The following is a 13722-nucleotide window of genomic DNA, read 5'->3' as shown; positions in this document are numbered from 1 at the left end:
GTGAACCGCTCGACGGCCGTTGGGTTCAAAGCATCTGTGAGAAACCGGTAAACCTTGCGGCGCGGCACGGGCGGACAGATGCCACCGCGCCGTGCTTCTGCTAAGCTTGCTGCCGATGAAGCAGGAGTTGGCTCTTGTCCGACGATCAGGATAAAGACAGCAAAACCGAAGACCCGACTGGTAAAAAAATCCAGGACGCGATGGACAAGGGCAACATCGCGATCTCGTCCGAGGTGGCGATCTTCGCCTCGACGCTTGCCTTCTACATCTACCTGATCTTCTTCCTGCCGCAAAATACCGCTCATCTGGCTGAGGTTCTTAAAGATCTGGTCGAACGCCCCGAACAGTGGCGCATCGATTCGAGCGCGGACCTGGTGTCGCTCTGCGCCTATGTGCTGCTTCAGAGCGCCTATTTCATGCTTCCGGCAGCCGTCCTTTTCATGGGCTTCGGGTTACTGGCGTCGGCCGGCCAGCACATGCCGTCGTTCATTCTCGAACGAATCAGGCCGCAGTGGAACCGGATCTCGCCGATGTCCGGGTTCAAGCGGCTTTTCTCGATGCAGGGCATGGTCCATTTCGGCAAATCGCTGATCAAGATCGTCGCCGCCGGCATCATCATGTACCTGTCGCTGCGCAACGAGTATTTCAAACTGCTCGATTCGATCTTTTCCGACCCGCAGACGCTTTTTCCGATTCTGGCGCGAATCATCAAGAAGATGATCATCGTCGTTCTGGCCTGCACGTTTCTGGTTGCTGCACTGGATATCGCCTGGACGCGGTTCCACTGGTTTACCGAGCTTCGGATGACCAAGCAGGAAATCAAGGACGAGATGAAGCAGTCGCAGGGCGACCCTTTCGTCAAGGCCCGGCAGCGTTCGATTGCCCGTGATCGCGCCCGGCGGCGCATGATCAACAGCGTTCCGCGCGCCACACTGATCATCACCAACCCGACCCATTATGCGATCGCATTGCGGTATGTCGCGCAGGAATCGGAAGCTCCGGTCGTGGTTGCCAAGGGCCAGGACCTGATTGCGATGCGAATCCGCGAAATTGCTCAGGAGCACGGAATACCGATTTTTGAAGACCCACCGCTCGCCCGTTCCATGTTTGCGCAAGTCTCGGTTGATAGCGTCATCCCATCGGTTTTTTATAAGGCGGTCGCTGAACTGATCCATCGGATCTATGCGGGACGTCGTCAGAACAAACGGATGCGCTGACAGAATGAAAAAATGCTCCTATTCCGCCGTACGTGAAGAAATTCTCGCAAAGGCCATCGGCCCGCTTGCATCCGAATTACGGCTCATCGATGCGGCCGATCTCATTTCGCTTTTGCGGCTTGAGTATCATGCCAATATCTCGGACCTCGTCTCTTCGGCGGCCGAGCTGTATTTCCATCCCGGCACCGTGAATTTCGGCGTCGGTGGCGACTATCATCTCGACTGGGATACGCACCCATCGGTCACGCTGGACCTGGAGATCAAGCCGCGTGGCGTGACGATCCATGCTCAGCTGACGCTTCAGGCCGAAAAGGCGAGCGTCGAAATCAACTACATCAGCTTCCTTTCGCCCTCGGCCAATCCTGACGAGAACACCCGGTTTCTCGAGCGCAGTCTTCAGGACGCAGCCTTCGTACCGTCCATGCGCGGTTTGGCCGGCATGGCCGCCACGGCGAACTAAAAGGCGTCGTACCGCGGATCGTAAAGCTCCGCTTAACCGGGTCTCTGGTACATATGCTTGATTCGGCATTTGACTGCCGAATCAAGCGGCGATGCCCGGGAATGAAGCCCGATCTTTAAGGGTGAAGACCATGACTTCGACGACGCTGTCGACCTATACGAGCTATCTGATCGTCAACCGCGACATGAAGTCGTCGCTTGACCGCGTCGCCAACCAGGGCACGGTCGCTCGCGATACCGAATATTACGAAGCCAATATCGACAAGGTGACGACAGCCGACGAATTCGTCGATGACTATCGACTGTATTCCTATGCGATGAAGGCCTATGGCCTTGAGGAAATGACGTACGGAAAGGCCTTCATGAAGAAGGTCCTGGAGAGCGATCTCAGCGATACTGCAAGCTTTGCCAATTCGCTGACCGACAAGCGCTATGCGACCATGGCGGCAGCTTTCAACTTCGGCACGAAGACCGCCGAGGCGCAGACTTCGGTTCAGGAAGATAATCTCGTCAAGGCGTATCAGGATTCCTTCGATCAGGAAGAAAAGGATATCCAGTCCGAGGTCGACTATTACAGCAAGGCCATCGCTAATATCACCGATGTCGACGACCTCCTGTCGAACAGCCGGCTGAAGACATATGTGCTCGACTCATTCGGGCTCGATGCCAAGTACACGTCCACCAGCTATCTGAAGCAGGTGTTGACCAGCGATCTCGAAGACCCGAACAGCTTTGCCAACCAGACCGGCAGCGACAAGTTCGTGGCGCTAGCCGAAGCGTTCAACTTCCAGGCTGACGGCACGGTCGCAGACGGCGACAGCGCCCAGACGAGCGGCCAGATCGAATCGCTGAGGCTCGATTACGTCTACAACAAATCGACGTTCCCATCCGATACGCTCGCGGCCGCCAACCAGACCTATTGGGAAACCAATATTGCCTCGATGACCAGTGTCGACGAGTTGGTCGACGACCCCCGGATGGTCGAGTATCTGACCACGGCCTTCAGCGTCAAAGTGCAGTTCACCTCCACGATCCGGTCGCTGCTGACCAGCGATTCGGCTGCAGCGACGCTCGGCTATACGGGCGTCAAGGCGATGTTCAATTTCCAGAGCGACGGTTCGATCGCCGCTGGCGAGACCGCTCAGAACCAGACCCAGCTGGCGTCTACCAGCACCTCCTACCAGACGGCCTTCAAGGCCAACCAGGAAGATGCGGTCACCAATGCGGTCACCAACTATCAGACGCGCATCGCCGAGGTGAAAAGCGTCGATGACTTTCTAAGTTCGAATAAAGACGACGACGACGATACCAATGACGATGTGACGGAGATCTGGGACGTCGCGCTGCGCGCCTACGGGATCGATCCGGCCGATGTCAGCAAGAGCCGGCTCAAGGATATTCTGGCAAGTGATCCGAACGACCCGAAGAGCTATGTCAACCAGCTGAAAGACGACCGGTACGTCAATCTGGTCAAGGCGTTCAACTTCGACGCGGAAGGCGATATCGACACGCCTCTCCTCGTCCAGTCAGCCAGCGTCATCAGCAATTTCGCGACAGACTACAAGACGGAACAGCTCAAACTTCTCAAGGGCAGCGCTCGCGAGAAGGCGGAGGAAGCTGCCGACAAGGAGATCGACTACTACAATACCCAGATGCAGACGATCACCACGGCCGCCGAGCTTATTGCCGACGACCGCCTGGTGTCCTTCGTGCTCGAATCGAAGGGGATCGATCCCAAATCGGTCACCAAGGACGAGCTGAAGAACATGTTCTCGTCCGATCTCGACAATCCCAAAAGCTATGTGAACAGTCTTGCCAACGGCGTGTTTGCTGAGATCGTCGCATCGTTCAACTTCGATAGCGAAGGCAACCTTTCTGCGCAGCCCGTGGGCACGATCCAGCAGCGCGGCGACGTGCTGGCGACCGTCAATAACTACAAGCAACAGACGCTTGAAGAGCAGGAGGGGGAATCCAACGAGGGCGTGCGGCTGGCGCTGTATTTCGAGCGCAAGGCGGCGGACGTTACGAGCGCCTATACGATCCTTGGCGACACGGCGTTGTTCGAGTTCTTCAAGACGACGTTCAGCATGTCCGACTACATATCCAACATGGATACGGATCAGCAGGCGAGCATGATCGAGAAATACGTCGACATCTCGAAGCTTCAGGATCCGGACTACGTGACCAAGTTGATCAAGCAATACACGGCGCTCTACGATTCCGAGAACAGTTCGACGACATCGCCGGCGCTGACGCTGCTCACAACCACCGGCACGACACGCATCAGCTCCGATACGCTGCTTGCCGTCGCCCAGCTTTCATCGAAATAGAGACTTCAGTGGATGTAGCCGAGGCGGATCGCCTTGGCGATCGCCTGGATGCGGTTCACGGAATTGAGCTTGATCGTCGCGGAGCCGAGATAGGCGTTGACAGTGTGAACGGAGAGGCCAAGCTTCTCGGCGATCTCTTCGCTGATACGACCGTCGCCGGCCAGTTGAAGACACGCCACTTCCCGTTCGCTCAAGGATTCGGCCGGCACGCTTCGACGCTCATCGAGTGCTAGAAGGTCCATCATGACCTGACAACTTCTAACGTGCTGGTCGATGATCAGATTGCTGCCCAGCTCCAGCGAGCCCGACAAAAACGTGACGTAGCCATTCCCGAGAGCACCCAACCGCACCGGGAATGCAATTCCTGACGATGGCATGATCCGGTCGTCGATCTTGCGCACGAGCGAGGAAAAATCGCCGGCCTCGCTATAGGCCCCTTTTTCCGTGCCGGTCCACACGATCGGCAGGATCGACATTTCGATATGATCGAGAAACATATCGCCGTAGGAGCTCACGAGTACGCCCTGATGCTCCCCGCTTCCGGCGCCCCAGTTGTCCAGCTCGCAGACCAGCTTGCGCTTGTTGGGAAGCCCGGCGCCGGTAACACGAAACACAGCGAAATGCCGCGCCTTGAGGTTCCTCTGCATGGCGACGAGTTTGGGAAATATGTCCGAACGACTGGAGGCACGCTGAAGACGCAGATACTGGATGCTGCCCGGTCCATCTGACGTTCCACCGCGGGAAAAGCCCATTGTTGCCCCAAGCCTTCCTAAACCAGATTGTTGCGTACGGCATAAGCGATCGCTTCCGACCGCGTTTTGGTTGCCGTCTTACGCATCACGCTGGTGATGTAGTTGTTGATCGTATTGCGGGAGATCCCGAGGATCACTGCTATCTCATCGCTGGTCTTGCCCTCGGCGATCCAGAACAGGCATTCCAGCTCGCGTTCCGTCAGTTCGAAGTCGCGCTCGGCCTTGGCATCGCGCGCCTCGGCAAAGCTTGCGCCATAGGATGCAAACAGTCCGACTTCGCGAAGTCTTTCCTGTGACAGGATGATGCCTTCCAGGAAAAGCAGCATCAGAGAGAAACGGGTTTTGCCGACGCAGAATGTCAGCGAACAGTATTGGCGGCTGATGTCGTCCGGCGGCGTGATGTCATCGGGCAGGAGCGCGAAGCTCGGGGTCAGCAGCGACAGACACTTTTCGAGTTCCGTCGAACGCGCATAACCACTCGCCAGATCCGCCCCGAGCCGTCGGACGAGATCGAATGGCCAGTTGGAGGTTACGATGAAATCGAGACCGTGTTCCTGGACGAGGTCGTAGCGGGCGAGAAGAAAATGCGAAGCGCCAACGTAGTCTGCGAGCAGCCGCATGATAGCCTGAACGTTGTTCGATCTCGACAAGATCGAAAGCCGTCTTACCAGTTGTTCACGGGAGATAATTTTCGACCCAGGTCCATCGTGATACGCGCGCTGGTCGATCGTCATCTCTGCTTCAGGCAACTCCACCGTTATCTGCTCCCCACCGGCTCCTCTCCCCGAAGGGCGACACCGGTATGTTCAAACGACGTATGGCATCCGCTTCCAGAATTAAGGCAGTTCCGGTTGCCGATACCCTGGCGTGACCGGTCCATTCCGAATCAGACTTCACATGTGCAAAGCCTAGACGTTGCCGTACGAATCAGGGCCATTGTAGGAATCGATTTTGGAAATGCTATGCCGCGAGCGCCGATTTTGCCCACTTCCATCCATAAAGGCTTCATCAATGAGGCTAAAATGCGCCAACTGTATGGCAATGCGCACGCAGCAAGGCCGGGACGAGCCCGGCCTGTTGTGATCATATGTTTGTGAAGGCAGTTTAGGCTGCTTTGTCGATCGCCCACTTGCGCAGGATTTTCGCGGCCCGCTCTTCGGAGATCTCGACCATGCGGGAGAGACGTTTTTCCGGACCTTCCTTGACCCGGCGGTTGAAGCCGCCGTCGTCGGCACCGCCCATAAGATCGTCCGAGCTGTCGAAACCGAAGTCGGCGCCGAAGCCATCCATGAGCGCCGGGCTTGCGCCACCCGGTGAGAAGTCGGGAAGTTCGAGGCCGGCCGCATCGGCGGTAAGCTCTCCGGCCGGGACGCTGGTGTTGCCACCGACTGTGCGCACCAGAGGACGAAGGCCAAGCCAGACCACGAGGAAGGCGACAAGAACGAACGCAAGCGAGTTGATGATGCCGCCGATATTACGGTTGAGCACTTCCATCATACCCGGACCAGACGAAGCGGCCTCGTCGAGAAGCTGGGTTTCGACGAAATCCATGGCCGTGAGTGTGACGACATCGCCGCGGTCGCTGCTGATGCCGGCAGCCGAAGACACGATCTTCTGCATTTCGGCAAGATAGGCGTCGACCTTTGCCTGATCCGCGGGCTCGCCCACCATCTTGGCAATACGGCCCTTGTTGACGACGACGGCGATCGAAATCTTTTCAATCTGATAGCCGTTGCGAACTGTCGCCGTGGTCTTCTGATTGATTTCGTAGTTGGTCTGCTCTTCCTTCTTGTCCGACTGGTCGGAGGATTTAGGAGCGCCGTCGCCGCCGGCCTGAGGAGCGGCCTGGGGAACGTTCTGCTCGACCGTTGTCGCGCTGTCGTTCTGGGCCTGCTGCGACTTGGAAGCTTCCTTGGTGGAGCGCACCGACCGTTCAACGCGGGAGTTCGGGTCGAAAACGGTTTCCTGGATCTGCTGGCTGTCGGTGTTGAGGGCGGCAGTCACGCTGGAGCGGAAGTTATCCATTCCGAGAAAGGGTGCCAACGCCTTGTCGATGTTGTTTTCGATTTCCTGCTGGACCGACTGAACCACACCGAGCGAACGGCTGATCTGGCTGTTGCTGCCATCGTCGCCCGAGGCGAGAAGCTGGCCGGTGGAATCGAGGATCGTGACATCGTCGACTTCGAGGCCCGGGACGGCCGAGGCGACGAGATGGCGGATAGACGCAGCGGCTTTGCGACCGGCGGATGCGTTCGCACGGATCATCACGGACGCCGTCGGCTTCTGCTCGCCGCGACGGAAGTTGCCGGCATCAGGCATGACGATGTGGACGCGTGCGGCCGACACGCCGGAGATCTGCTGGATCGAACGGCCGATTTCGCCTTCGAGCGCCCTCACCCGCGTGACTTCCTGCATGAAGGAGGTCAGACCGAGCGAACCGACATTGTCAAACAGCTCGTAGCCGGCATTGGCGCTGTTGGGCAGGCCGCGTTCTGCAAGCATCAGACGCGCCTTGCCGGTCATACCGACAGGCACCTGGATGCTCGCGCCATCAGAGCCAACCTCAAAGGGCATGTTGGCTTCCGCGAGGGCGATGCTGATCTGATTGAGATCGGCTGTCTCCAGACCGACATACAGTCCCTCATAGGAGGGCTTGTTCACATAAAGGGCAGCGGCCAGAACGATCGCTATCGAAACGACGCCGACGGCGCCCAGCGCGATCAATCGTGTCTGGCCAAGACTGGCCAGATTTTTGAATATTGTTGGAAATTGAGATAACAGATTCATTCTGTCCCACGCCGCCAGATAACATCTCGAGCCTATGCCCAGCATCACCCTAGGGAGCGAAGCTTGCGCGAGCGTTTCGAAACGTCGTGTCTGGTTGCCGCATGATGATTGCAACGCGGCCTGGCAACAGGGTCAGAGACAGTCTGTGACGTCAGAAGAAATCGAAGTCTCCGGCGGCCTTGTTAAGCGGCTGGGAGTGGCCGTGGCGCATCCCGTTGGCCAGCGCCTTCTGCATGTCGGCAAGTTTGACGAGGCTGAGAGCCGTCGACAGATCCACCATCCAGTCGCTCGGAATGCTCGCGGTGACGGTATCGATGAACTCTGCGAGACCCCGCGTTTTCTGCACGGCGAGATCGATGCCCTGCAGCACTTTTACGCTGTCGGGCGAATGAAGCAGGCCCGGGCCGCCCAGTTCCAACACCTGCGGTTCGATACGCTCGATCAGATAGGCGACATCGTGCAGCTCCGAGACGAGGCGCATCAGTACCTCGGGCAGAGATTCCTCAAGGGAATCGCGTATCGGGGCGGTGATTTCAGTCATGAATTTCCTCGTCTTTACCCAGGCGTAAGAATTAAAAGAATTCGATCGAGCTTTCGACGGGCTTTGGTGGCGTACGGACAGGACGCTGCTCCAGCGCAACCGTCTTTTGCGTTTCGGCGCCTGTGAGAGGATATTGCCGGGCACGGCCGCTGACCGGCCAGAATTCCAGCTTGCGGCCGTGATCGCCTCCGGTCGAGGACCCCACCACCGGAATGCCTTCGTCACGCAGGAACTCCACGGCGAAGGCCGCATTCTGTTCGCCGACATTGGAGAAACTGGCAATCGTCTTTGCGCCGCCGAAGATCTTTGCCTCGAGCCGGTCACGACGGGCACCCTTTTTCAGGAGACCGTTGATCAGCAACTCCATCAGGTGCACGCCGTAGCGGGTCGCGTCGCCCCCCGACGACGCTGCCCCGCCCGAGCCCGGAAGCAGGAAGTGGTTCATGCCGCCGACACCGGCGACAGGATCACGAAGGCAGGCAGCCACGCACGAGCCAAGAATCGTCGACAAAACCACATTGGGATCGCTTTCGACCTTGAATTCGCCCTGGATAATATGGACGCGTTTGGCACCTGCCGGGTCGTTCATTTAAGGGCTCCGAACACCGCCTCGATAGCAGCTTTCATCTTTTCGATTGTGAATGGCTTGGCGAGCACGTTGTTGGCGCCGAGCTGAGCAGCCTTCTGAACCAGAGCGCGATCGCCCTGCGCCGTCAGGATGATAAACGCTGCCTTCTTGGTGTTCGGGTTGGTGCGCACTGCCTGCAGCAGGCCCAGACCGTCCATGTTCGGCATGTTGAAGTCCGAGATCACCAGGTGATGCGGCTGCTCGGCCATGATCTTCATGCCCTGCACACCATCGCCGGCGGCAGTGATCTGCTTGAAACCGAGCTGTGTCAGAGCGTCGCTGAGCAGCAGTCGGCTGGTGACCTGATCGTCGACGATCAGAACTTTGATTTTTTCAGCGAGGGACATTATTCGGTACCTTCTTTTCGGGCGGCAGTTAGTTTCAGTATTTCGTCTCCGATGGAGCCGAGCGGCAGCTGCTGCTCGACTGCACCAATTTCGTAGGCGACCCTCGGCATGCCGTAGACCACACATGTCTTTTCGTTCTGGCCGATCGTGCGAGCGCCTGCGCTGCGCATCCTCAACAGTCCCGAAGCCCCGTCGCGACCCATGCCCGTCAGGATAGCCCCGACCGCATTGCGACCCGCCAACTCCGCGACCGAATCAAACAGGACATCGACGGAGGGCCTGTGGCCGTTCACCGGATCGCGTTCGACCAGCCGGCAGCATGGCGCCGACGGATTGACCACCTGAAGGTGCCGGTCGCCACCAGGTGCGAGATAGATCTTGCCGATCTCGAGACGCGCACCATCGGTCGCTTCCTGCACTACAGGAGCGCAGATACGATTAAGCCGTTCAGCAAAACTTTTCGTAAACGTGGACGGCATATGTTGAGTGATTACAGTCGGTGGGCAGTTCAGCGGAAACTTTTGAAGCACTGCGATCAACGCTTCAACACCACCGGTAGAAGATCCGATCGCCACAACCTTGCGACCATTGCGGTAATCTGATGCCGGCGTCGGGACCATTGAGACCGGAGCACTGACCTGTCGGCGTGCAGAGCGTGCCGCGGCCTTTACCTTTTCAGCCAGATCCATGAACGGGCGAACGTCTCCCGGCACCGGCTTTCCGACGCAGTCGAACGCACCGATTTCGAGCGCGGCAAGCGTTGCGTCGGCGCCGCGCTGGGTCATGGTCGAGACCATGATGACCGGCATCGGACGCAGACGCATGATCTTTTCGAGGAAGTCGAGGCCGTTCATGTTCGGCATCTCGATGTCCAGCGTCACGACATCAGGATTGAGCTGCTTGATGGCGCTACGCGCTTCCATCGCATCGCTGGCCTGCCCGACGACGCTGACATCGGGATCGGAATTGAGGACGGCCGTGATCAGGCCTCGCATGGTCGGGCTATCGTCGACGACGAGAACTCTGGCCGGTGCGATCATGCCTTCCTCCCGCCATTCTTGCCCATATATTTGTAGGTCGTGATGCCGATATTATCGAACGTGTTCTTCGCTTCGCCCGATACCCGCTCCGAATGCCCGATATAGAGATGGCCGCCTTCCGGAAGAAGCTGGGAGAAGCGCGACCAGATTTTCACCTGGGTCGGTTCGTCGAAATAGATCACGACGTTGCGGCAGAAGATGATGTCGAAACCGCCCTTGAAGGGCCATTGCGCCATCAGGTTCAGTTCGTTGAAGGTGATGAGCTTCTTGACGCGATCATCGACCTGGAACTTGCGGCGGCCACCGACGTCGACCTCGCGGAACCACTGCTTGCGCATGGCCGGGGAGACGGTTTCGAGGGCACCTTCGTCATAGGCTCCTGCCCGCGCGGCAGCCAGGATCTTAGGGTCGATATCGGTTGCCAGGATGCGGAAATCATAGTCGGCAGCGTTGGGAAGAAGGCCCAGCACCGTCAGCGCGATCGAATAGGGCTCCTGCCCGTCGGAACAGGCCGCCGACCATATGCGCACACGTCCGCCATTGCGGGCACGCTGGATCAGCCCGGGCAGGACTTCGTCCCGAAGGTGCTCGAAGTGGTGGTTCTCTCGAAAGAAACGGGTGAAGTTCGTCGTCAGATGCGACAGCATCTCCCGGCGTGCCGGAGCGCCCTCGACAGAGGCGACCAGGGTACAGTATTCCCGAAAGCCCCGCAGTCCGAGGTTGCGGATATGCTTGGACAAGCGGGAATAGACGAGCGACGCCTTGGAATCGTTGAGGTAGATCCCGGCATCGGCGTAGATCATCGCCGCAATCTCCGACAGGTCGCGACGAGTCAACGGGTATTCCCCGCTGGCGAGGACTTCGTCCGGCGACTGTCTGGCTTCTATGGCGCCCAGGGGCATCATGCGGCTTCGCTTTCCTTTTCGAGGTACGTCTCGGGGAAGAGATGATCCAGCTCGATCATGCAGATCATCCGCTTATCGAACGCCAGAATGCCCTTCGCGTATTGTTTCGCCAGGTCGGAGGAAATCTCCGGCACAGGCTGGATATTCTCTTCTGTAATCGTAAGGATATCGGAAACGGCCACGACCAGCAGGCCGACAATCCGTTTCCCGACCTGCGCAACGATGATGACGTGACGCGCCGTCGGTTCGGCATCCTTCATTCCAAGCCGCGCCGACAGATCGACGATCGGCAGCACGGCGCCGCGCAGATTGATCACGCCGCGCACATCGGCGGGAGCGTGCGGCAGCTGCATTGCCGGCGTCCATCCGCGGATTTCGCGGACAGACATGATGTTGACGCTGAATTCCTGATCGCCGATCCGGAAAGCGATCAGCTCCCGGCTTGCCTGCGTCAGATTTTTCACAGCGTAGGACATTGTGTTCAACCTGTCGCAGCGAGCGACATCTCCGGACTGAGCGACTGCCCGCGGGACGCGGCGACCACTGCGTCAACATCCAGGATGAGAGCGACACGGCCATCACCGAGAATGGTGGCGGCGGCAATGCCCGGAACATGGGTGTAGTTGGCTTCCAGCGACTTGATGACGACCTGACGCTGACCCTGGATGGCATCGACCATCAGCGCGCGCTGACCGCCGCCTTCGGATTCGACCAGAAGTGCCACGCCCTCGACCGGATTTGCCTGTGTGGCGCGGAAGTTGAGGATGCGGCCGACATCGACCAGCGGGCAGAACGAGTTGCGGATCGAGATGAGCCGCTGCGTTGCGCCAAACGAGTGGATGGCAGACGCTTCCGGCTGCAATGTCTCCACGATCGCCGTCAACGGCACGACAAGCGTCTGGCCGGCAACCGTTACCACCATGCCGTCAAGGACGGCGAGCGTGAGCGGCAGGCTCATGGTGAAGGTCGAGCCCAGACCCGGGCGCGAGGAGATCGAGATACGGCCGCCAAGTGCCTGGATCGAACGCTTGACCACATCCATGCCGACGCCGCGGCCGGAAATGTCGGAGATCGTGTCGGCCGTCGAGAAGCCAGGCGCGAAGATGAGGTTGTCGATTTCCTCGTCCGACAGATTGGCATCCGGCGAAATCAGGTCGTTGTCGATTGCCTTCTGCTTGACGCGCTCACGGTTGATGCCGCCACCGTCGTCGATCAGTTCGATCAGGATGCGGCCCGAACGATGCTTGGCCGAAAGCTTGATCGTGCCTTCCGGATCCTTGCCGGCGGCTTCGCGCTTTTCGGGGCTTTCGATGCCGTGGTCGACAGCGTTTCGGATCATGTGGGTCAACGGCTCGGCGATCTTGTCGATAACCGTCTTGTCGACTTCGGTGTTCTCGCCTTCGGTGACCAGACGGATCTGCTTGCCGACCATGTCTGCGACTTCGCGGACGATACGCGACATGCGCTGGAAGACCGGCTTGACCGGCTGCGCGCGGATCGCCATGACCGAGTCCTGGATCTCGCGCGTCAGCTGCTGCAGCTCTTCGAGACCCATATTGACGGCGGAGGTGCCGCTGGCATCGTTTTCGATGACGCTCTGCGAGAGCATCGCCTGGTTGATGACAAGCTCGCCGACCAGGTTGATCAGGCGATCGACGCGATCGAGATCGACGCGGATCGTCTGGCCGGCGGCCGCTGTGGCAGCGGCCTGGGCCGGAGCCGGCGCGGGTGCTGCGGCTTCCTTCTTTTCGACGCGTGCCGCGGCGGCAGCCATCTTGCTGACGTTGGCGGCAGCTTCAGTCGCCACGACGGCGGCTGCTTCGTCGGCAGCCTTCGTGTCGGAGCCGAGCTCATCGTCGAGCGACGAGAGATCGAATGGTACCGGAACCATCGGCAGTTCTTCGTCGCTTGGCTTTGCGGCGGCCAGCTTGACGTCGAGATCACAGTCCCACTCGGCGAATTCGAACACCGAGCGAATATCGGCTTCGGTCTTTTCGGTCGTCAGGGAGATTTTCCAGCTGAAATAGGAGGCTTCCGGATCCAGCTTGTCGAGGGTCGGCAGCTGCTCCATGTCGCAGCCGACGCTCATCTCGCCGAGCTTGGACAGGTCGCGCAGCAGGAGGGCTGCTTCGTTGCCCTTGGCATAGAGATCGTGGCGCGGCTTGAAGCCGATCTCGTAGACCGACCCTTTTGCTGCCGGGACGTCGTCGTCGAAACCATCGAAGGTGAAAGGGATCGGCTGGAAACCGCTATCATCGCTCGGCTTCGGTGCCTCGGCCTTTGCAGGCTTTGCGACTTCGGCATGGGCCGAAGGCATTTCGCCATGGGCAAGGGCTTCCAGTTCCTTGACGAGGCCGCGTGATCGCGCCTCGTCCACACCACCGCCGTCACGGGACGCGGTGACGAGATCGGCGAGCACGTCGGCCGATTTCAGCATCACCTTCAGAACGTCCTGGTTCGGCTCGAGCTTGTTGGACCGGACGCAGTCGAGCGTTGTCTCGAAGACGTGGGCAAAGCCCACGAGGTCATCGAGGCCGAAGGCGCCTGCTCCACCCTTGATGGAATGAACGGCGCGGAAGACGGCGTTGACCGTTTCGGGGTCGCGGTCCCCGTCGTTCAGCTTCAGCAGACCAGATTCCAGTTCAGCGAGCTGTTCTTCGCATTCCTGAAAGAAGATCTCTTTGATTTCGTTCATATCCATGGGAGGATTTCCTGG

13 protein-coding genes are annotated in these 13722 nt (G+C 58.9%); 3 read left to right on the top strand and 10 right to left on the bottom strand.

Going from position 1 to position 13722, the window contains the following annotated elements:
• The first annotated feature begins 134 nt into the window (after positions 1-134).
• From flhB to BLW69_RS07530, 3 genes are all read left to right on the top strand, one after another.
• The gene (gene flhB / locus BLW69_RS07540) at positions 135-1217 is read left to right on the top strand and encodes a flagellar biosynthesis protein FlhB (protein WP_062453826.1); all 1083 of its coding nucleotides are present in this window, start codon (positions 135-137) and stop codon (positions 1215-1217) included.
• A gap of 4 nt (positions 1218-1221) precedes the next feature.
• Positions 1222-1677 carry a hypothetical protein gene (locus BLW69_RS07535; RefSeq protein ID WP_062453827.1) on the top strand — a complete coding sequence of 152 codons (456 nt, stop codon included), beginning with the start codon at positions 1222-1224 and terminating at the stop codon, positions 1675-1677.
• Positions 1678-1807: 130 nt separating this feature from the next.
• Positions 1808-4006 (top strand): DUF1217 domain-containing protein, encoded by a 2199-nt coding sequence (locus BLW69_RS07530; RefSeq protein WP_092661168.1) that lies wholly within the window; start codon positions 1808-1810, stop codon positions 4004-4006.
• A 5-nt stretch (positions 4007-4011) separates the two neighbouring features.
• Here BLW69_RS07530 and BLW69_RS07525 read toward each other — a convergent pair whose 3' ends face one another.
• The 10 genes from BLW69_RS07525 to BLW69_RS07480 form a co-directional block, all read right to left on the bottom strand.
• Positions 4012-4758, bottom strand: a complete 747-nt coding sequence (locus tag BLW69_RS07525) for a transcriptional regulator VisR (protein WP_062453829.1) — start codon at positions 4756-4758, stop codon at positions 4012-4014.
• A 17-nt stretch (positions 4759-4775) separates the two neighbouring features.
• The gene (locus BLW69_RS07520) at positions 4776-5492 is read right to left on the bottom strand and encodes a transcriptional regulator VisN (RefSeq protein ID WP_082471832.1); all 717 of its coding nucleotides are present in this window, start codon (positions 5490-5492) and stop codon (positions 4776-4778) included.
• Between the two features lie 370 nt (positions 5493-5862).
• The gene (gene fliF, locus BLW69_RS07515) at positions 5863-7545 is read right to left on the bottom strand and encodes a flagellar basal-body MS-ring/collar protein FliF (RefSeq protein ID WP_062579079.1); all 1683 of its coding nucleotides are present in this window, start codon (positions 7543-7545) and stop codon (positions 5863-5865) included.
• A gap of 151 nt (positions 7546-7696) precedes the next feature.
• The gene (locus tag BLW69_RS07510) at positions 7697-8086 is read right to left on the bottom strand and encodes a chemotaxis protein CheT (protein ID WP_062453832.1); all 390 of its coding nucleotides are present in this window, start codon (positions 8084-8086) and stop codon (positions 7697-7699) included.
• 31 nt (positions 8087-8117) lie between these two features.
• Positions 8118-8675 (bottom strand): chemoreceptor glutamine deamidase CheD, encoded by a 558-nt coding sequence (gene cheD / locus BLW69_RS07505; RefSeq protein ID WP_062453833.1) that lies wholly within the window; start codon positions 8673-8675, stop codon positions 8118-8120.
• A complete protein-coding gene (locus BLW69_RS07500) occupies positions 8672-9061 on the bottom strand; it encodes a response regulator (RefSeq protein ID WP_062453834.1) in 390 nt (129 codons plus the stop codon). Before BLW69_RS07500 ends, cheD begins: the two co-directional genes overlap by 4 nt.
• Positions 9061-10101 carry a protein-glutamate O-methylesterase CheB gene (gene cheB / locus BLW69_RS07495; protein ID WP_062453835.1) on the bottom strand — a complete coding sequence of 347 codons (1041 nt, stop codon included), beginning with the start codon at positions 10099-10101 and terminating at the stop codon, positions 9061-9063. Before cheB ends, BLW69_RS07500 begins: the two co-directional genes overlap by 1 nt.
• The gene (gene cheR / locus BLW69_RS07490; protein WP_092661166.1) at positions 10098-11006 is read right to left on the bottom strand and encodes a protein-glutamate O-methyltransferase CheR; all 909 of its coding nucleotides are present in this window, start codon (positions 11004-11006) and stop codon (positions 10098-10100) included. Before cheR ends, cheB begins: the two co-directional genes overlap by 4 nt.
• Positions 11003-11482 (bottom strand): chemotaxis protein CheW, encoded by a 480-nt coding sequence (locus BLW69_RS07485; RefSeq protein WP_092661164.1) that lies wholly within the window; start codon positions 11480-11482, stop codon positions 11003-11005. The genes cheR and BLW69_RS07485 overlap by 4 nt, the downstream gene beginning before the upstream one ends.
• Positions 11483-11487: 5 nt before the next feature.
• Complete coding sequence (locus BLW69_RS07480) at positions 11488-13707, bottom strand: chemotaxis protein CheA (RefSeq protein ID WP_062453838.1); 2220 nt, start codon at positions 13705-13707, stop codon at positions 11488-11490.
• Between the last annotated feature and the right edge of the window lie 15 nt (positions 13708-13722).

It is taken from the genome of Rhizobium sp. NFR12, assembly GCF_900108545.1.
Lineage (GTDB): Bacteria > Pseudomonadota > Alphaproteobacteria > Rhizobiales > Rhizobiaceae > Neorhizobium > Neorhizobium soli.
The sequence above is the reverse complement of the archived record's forward strand: the minus strand, read 5'-3'. Positions and strand labels throughout refer to the sequence as shown.

Excerpts from the sequence above, each read along its gene's own strand:
- BLW69_RS07535 (WP_062453827.1), top strand. The coding sequence starts at position 1,222 with ATGAAAAAATGCTCCTATTCCGCCGTACGTGAAGAAATTCTCGCAAAG.
- BLW69_RS07530 (WP_092661168.1), top strand. The coding sequence starts at position 1,808 with ATGACTTCGACGACGCTGTCGACCTATACGAGCTATCTGATCGTCAAC.
- BLW69_RS07525 (WP_062453829.1), bottom strand. The coding sequence starts at position 4,758 with ATGGGCTTTTCCCGCGGTGGAACGTCAGATGGACCGGGCAGCATCCAG.
- BLW69_RS07520 (WP_082471832.1), bottom strand. The coding sequence starts at position 5,492 with ATGACGATCGACCAGCGCGCGTATCACGATGGACCTGGGTCGAAAATT.
- fliF (WP_062579079.1), bottom strand. The coding sequence starts at position 7,545 with ATGAATCTGTTATCTCAATTTCCAACAATATTCAAAAATCTGGCCAGT.
- BLW69_RS07510 (WP_062453832.1), bottom strand. The coding sequence starts at position 8,086 with ATGACTGAAATCACCGCCCCGATACGCGATTCCCTTGAGGAATCTCTG.
- cheD (WP_062453833.1), bottom strand. The coding sequence starts at position 8,675 with ATGAACGACCCGGCAGGTGCCAAACGCGTCCATATTATCCAGGGCGAA.
- BLW69_RS07500 (WP_062453834.1), bottom strand. The coding sequence starts at position 9,061 with ATGTCCCTCGCTGAAAAAATCAAAGTTCTGATCGTCGACGATCAGGTC.
- cheB (WP_062453835.1), bottom strand. The coding sequence starts at position 10,101 with ATGATCGCACCGGCCAGAGTTCTCGTCGTCGACGATAGCCCGACCATG.
- cheR (WP_092661166.1), bottom strand. The coding sequence starts at position 11,006 with ATGATGCCCCTGGGCGCCATAGAAGCCAGACAGTCGCCGGACGAAGTC.
- BLW69_RS07485 (WP_092661164.1), bottom strand. The coding sequence starts at position 11,482 with ATGTCCTACGCTGTGAAAAATCTGACGCAGGCAAGCCGGGAGCTGATC.
- BLW69_RS07480 (WP_062453838.1), bottom strand. The coding sequence starts at position 13,707 with ATGGATATGAACGAAATCAAAGAGATCTTCTTTCAGGAATGCGAAGAA.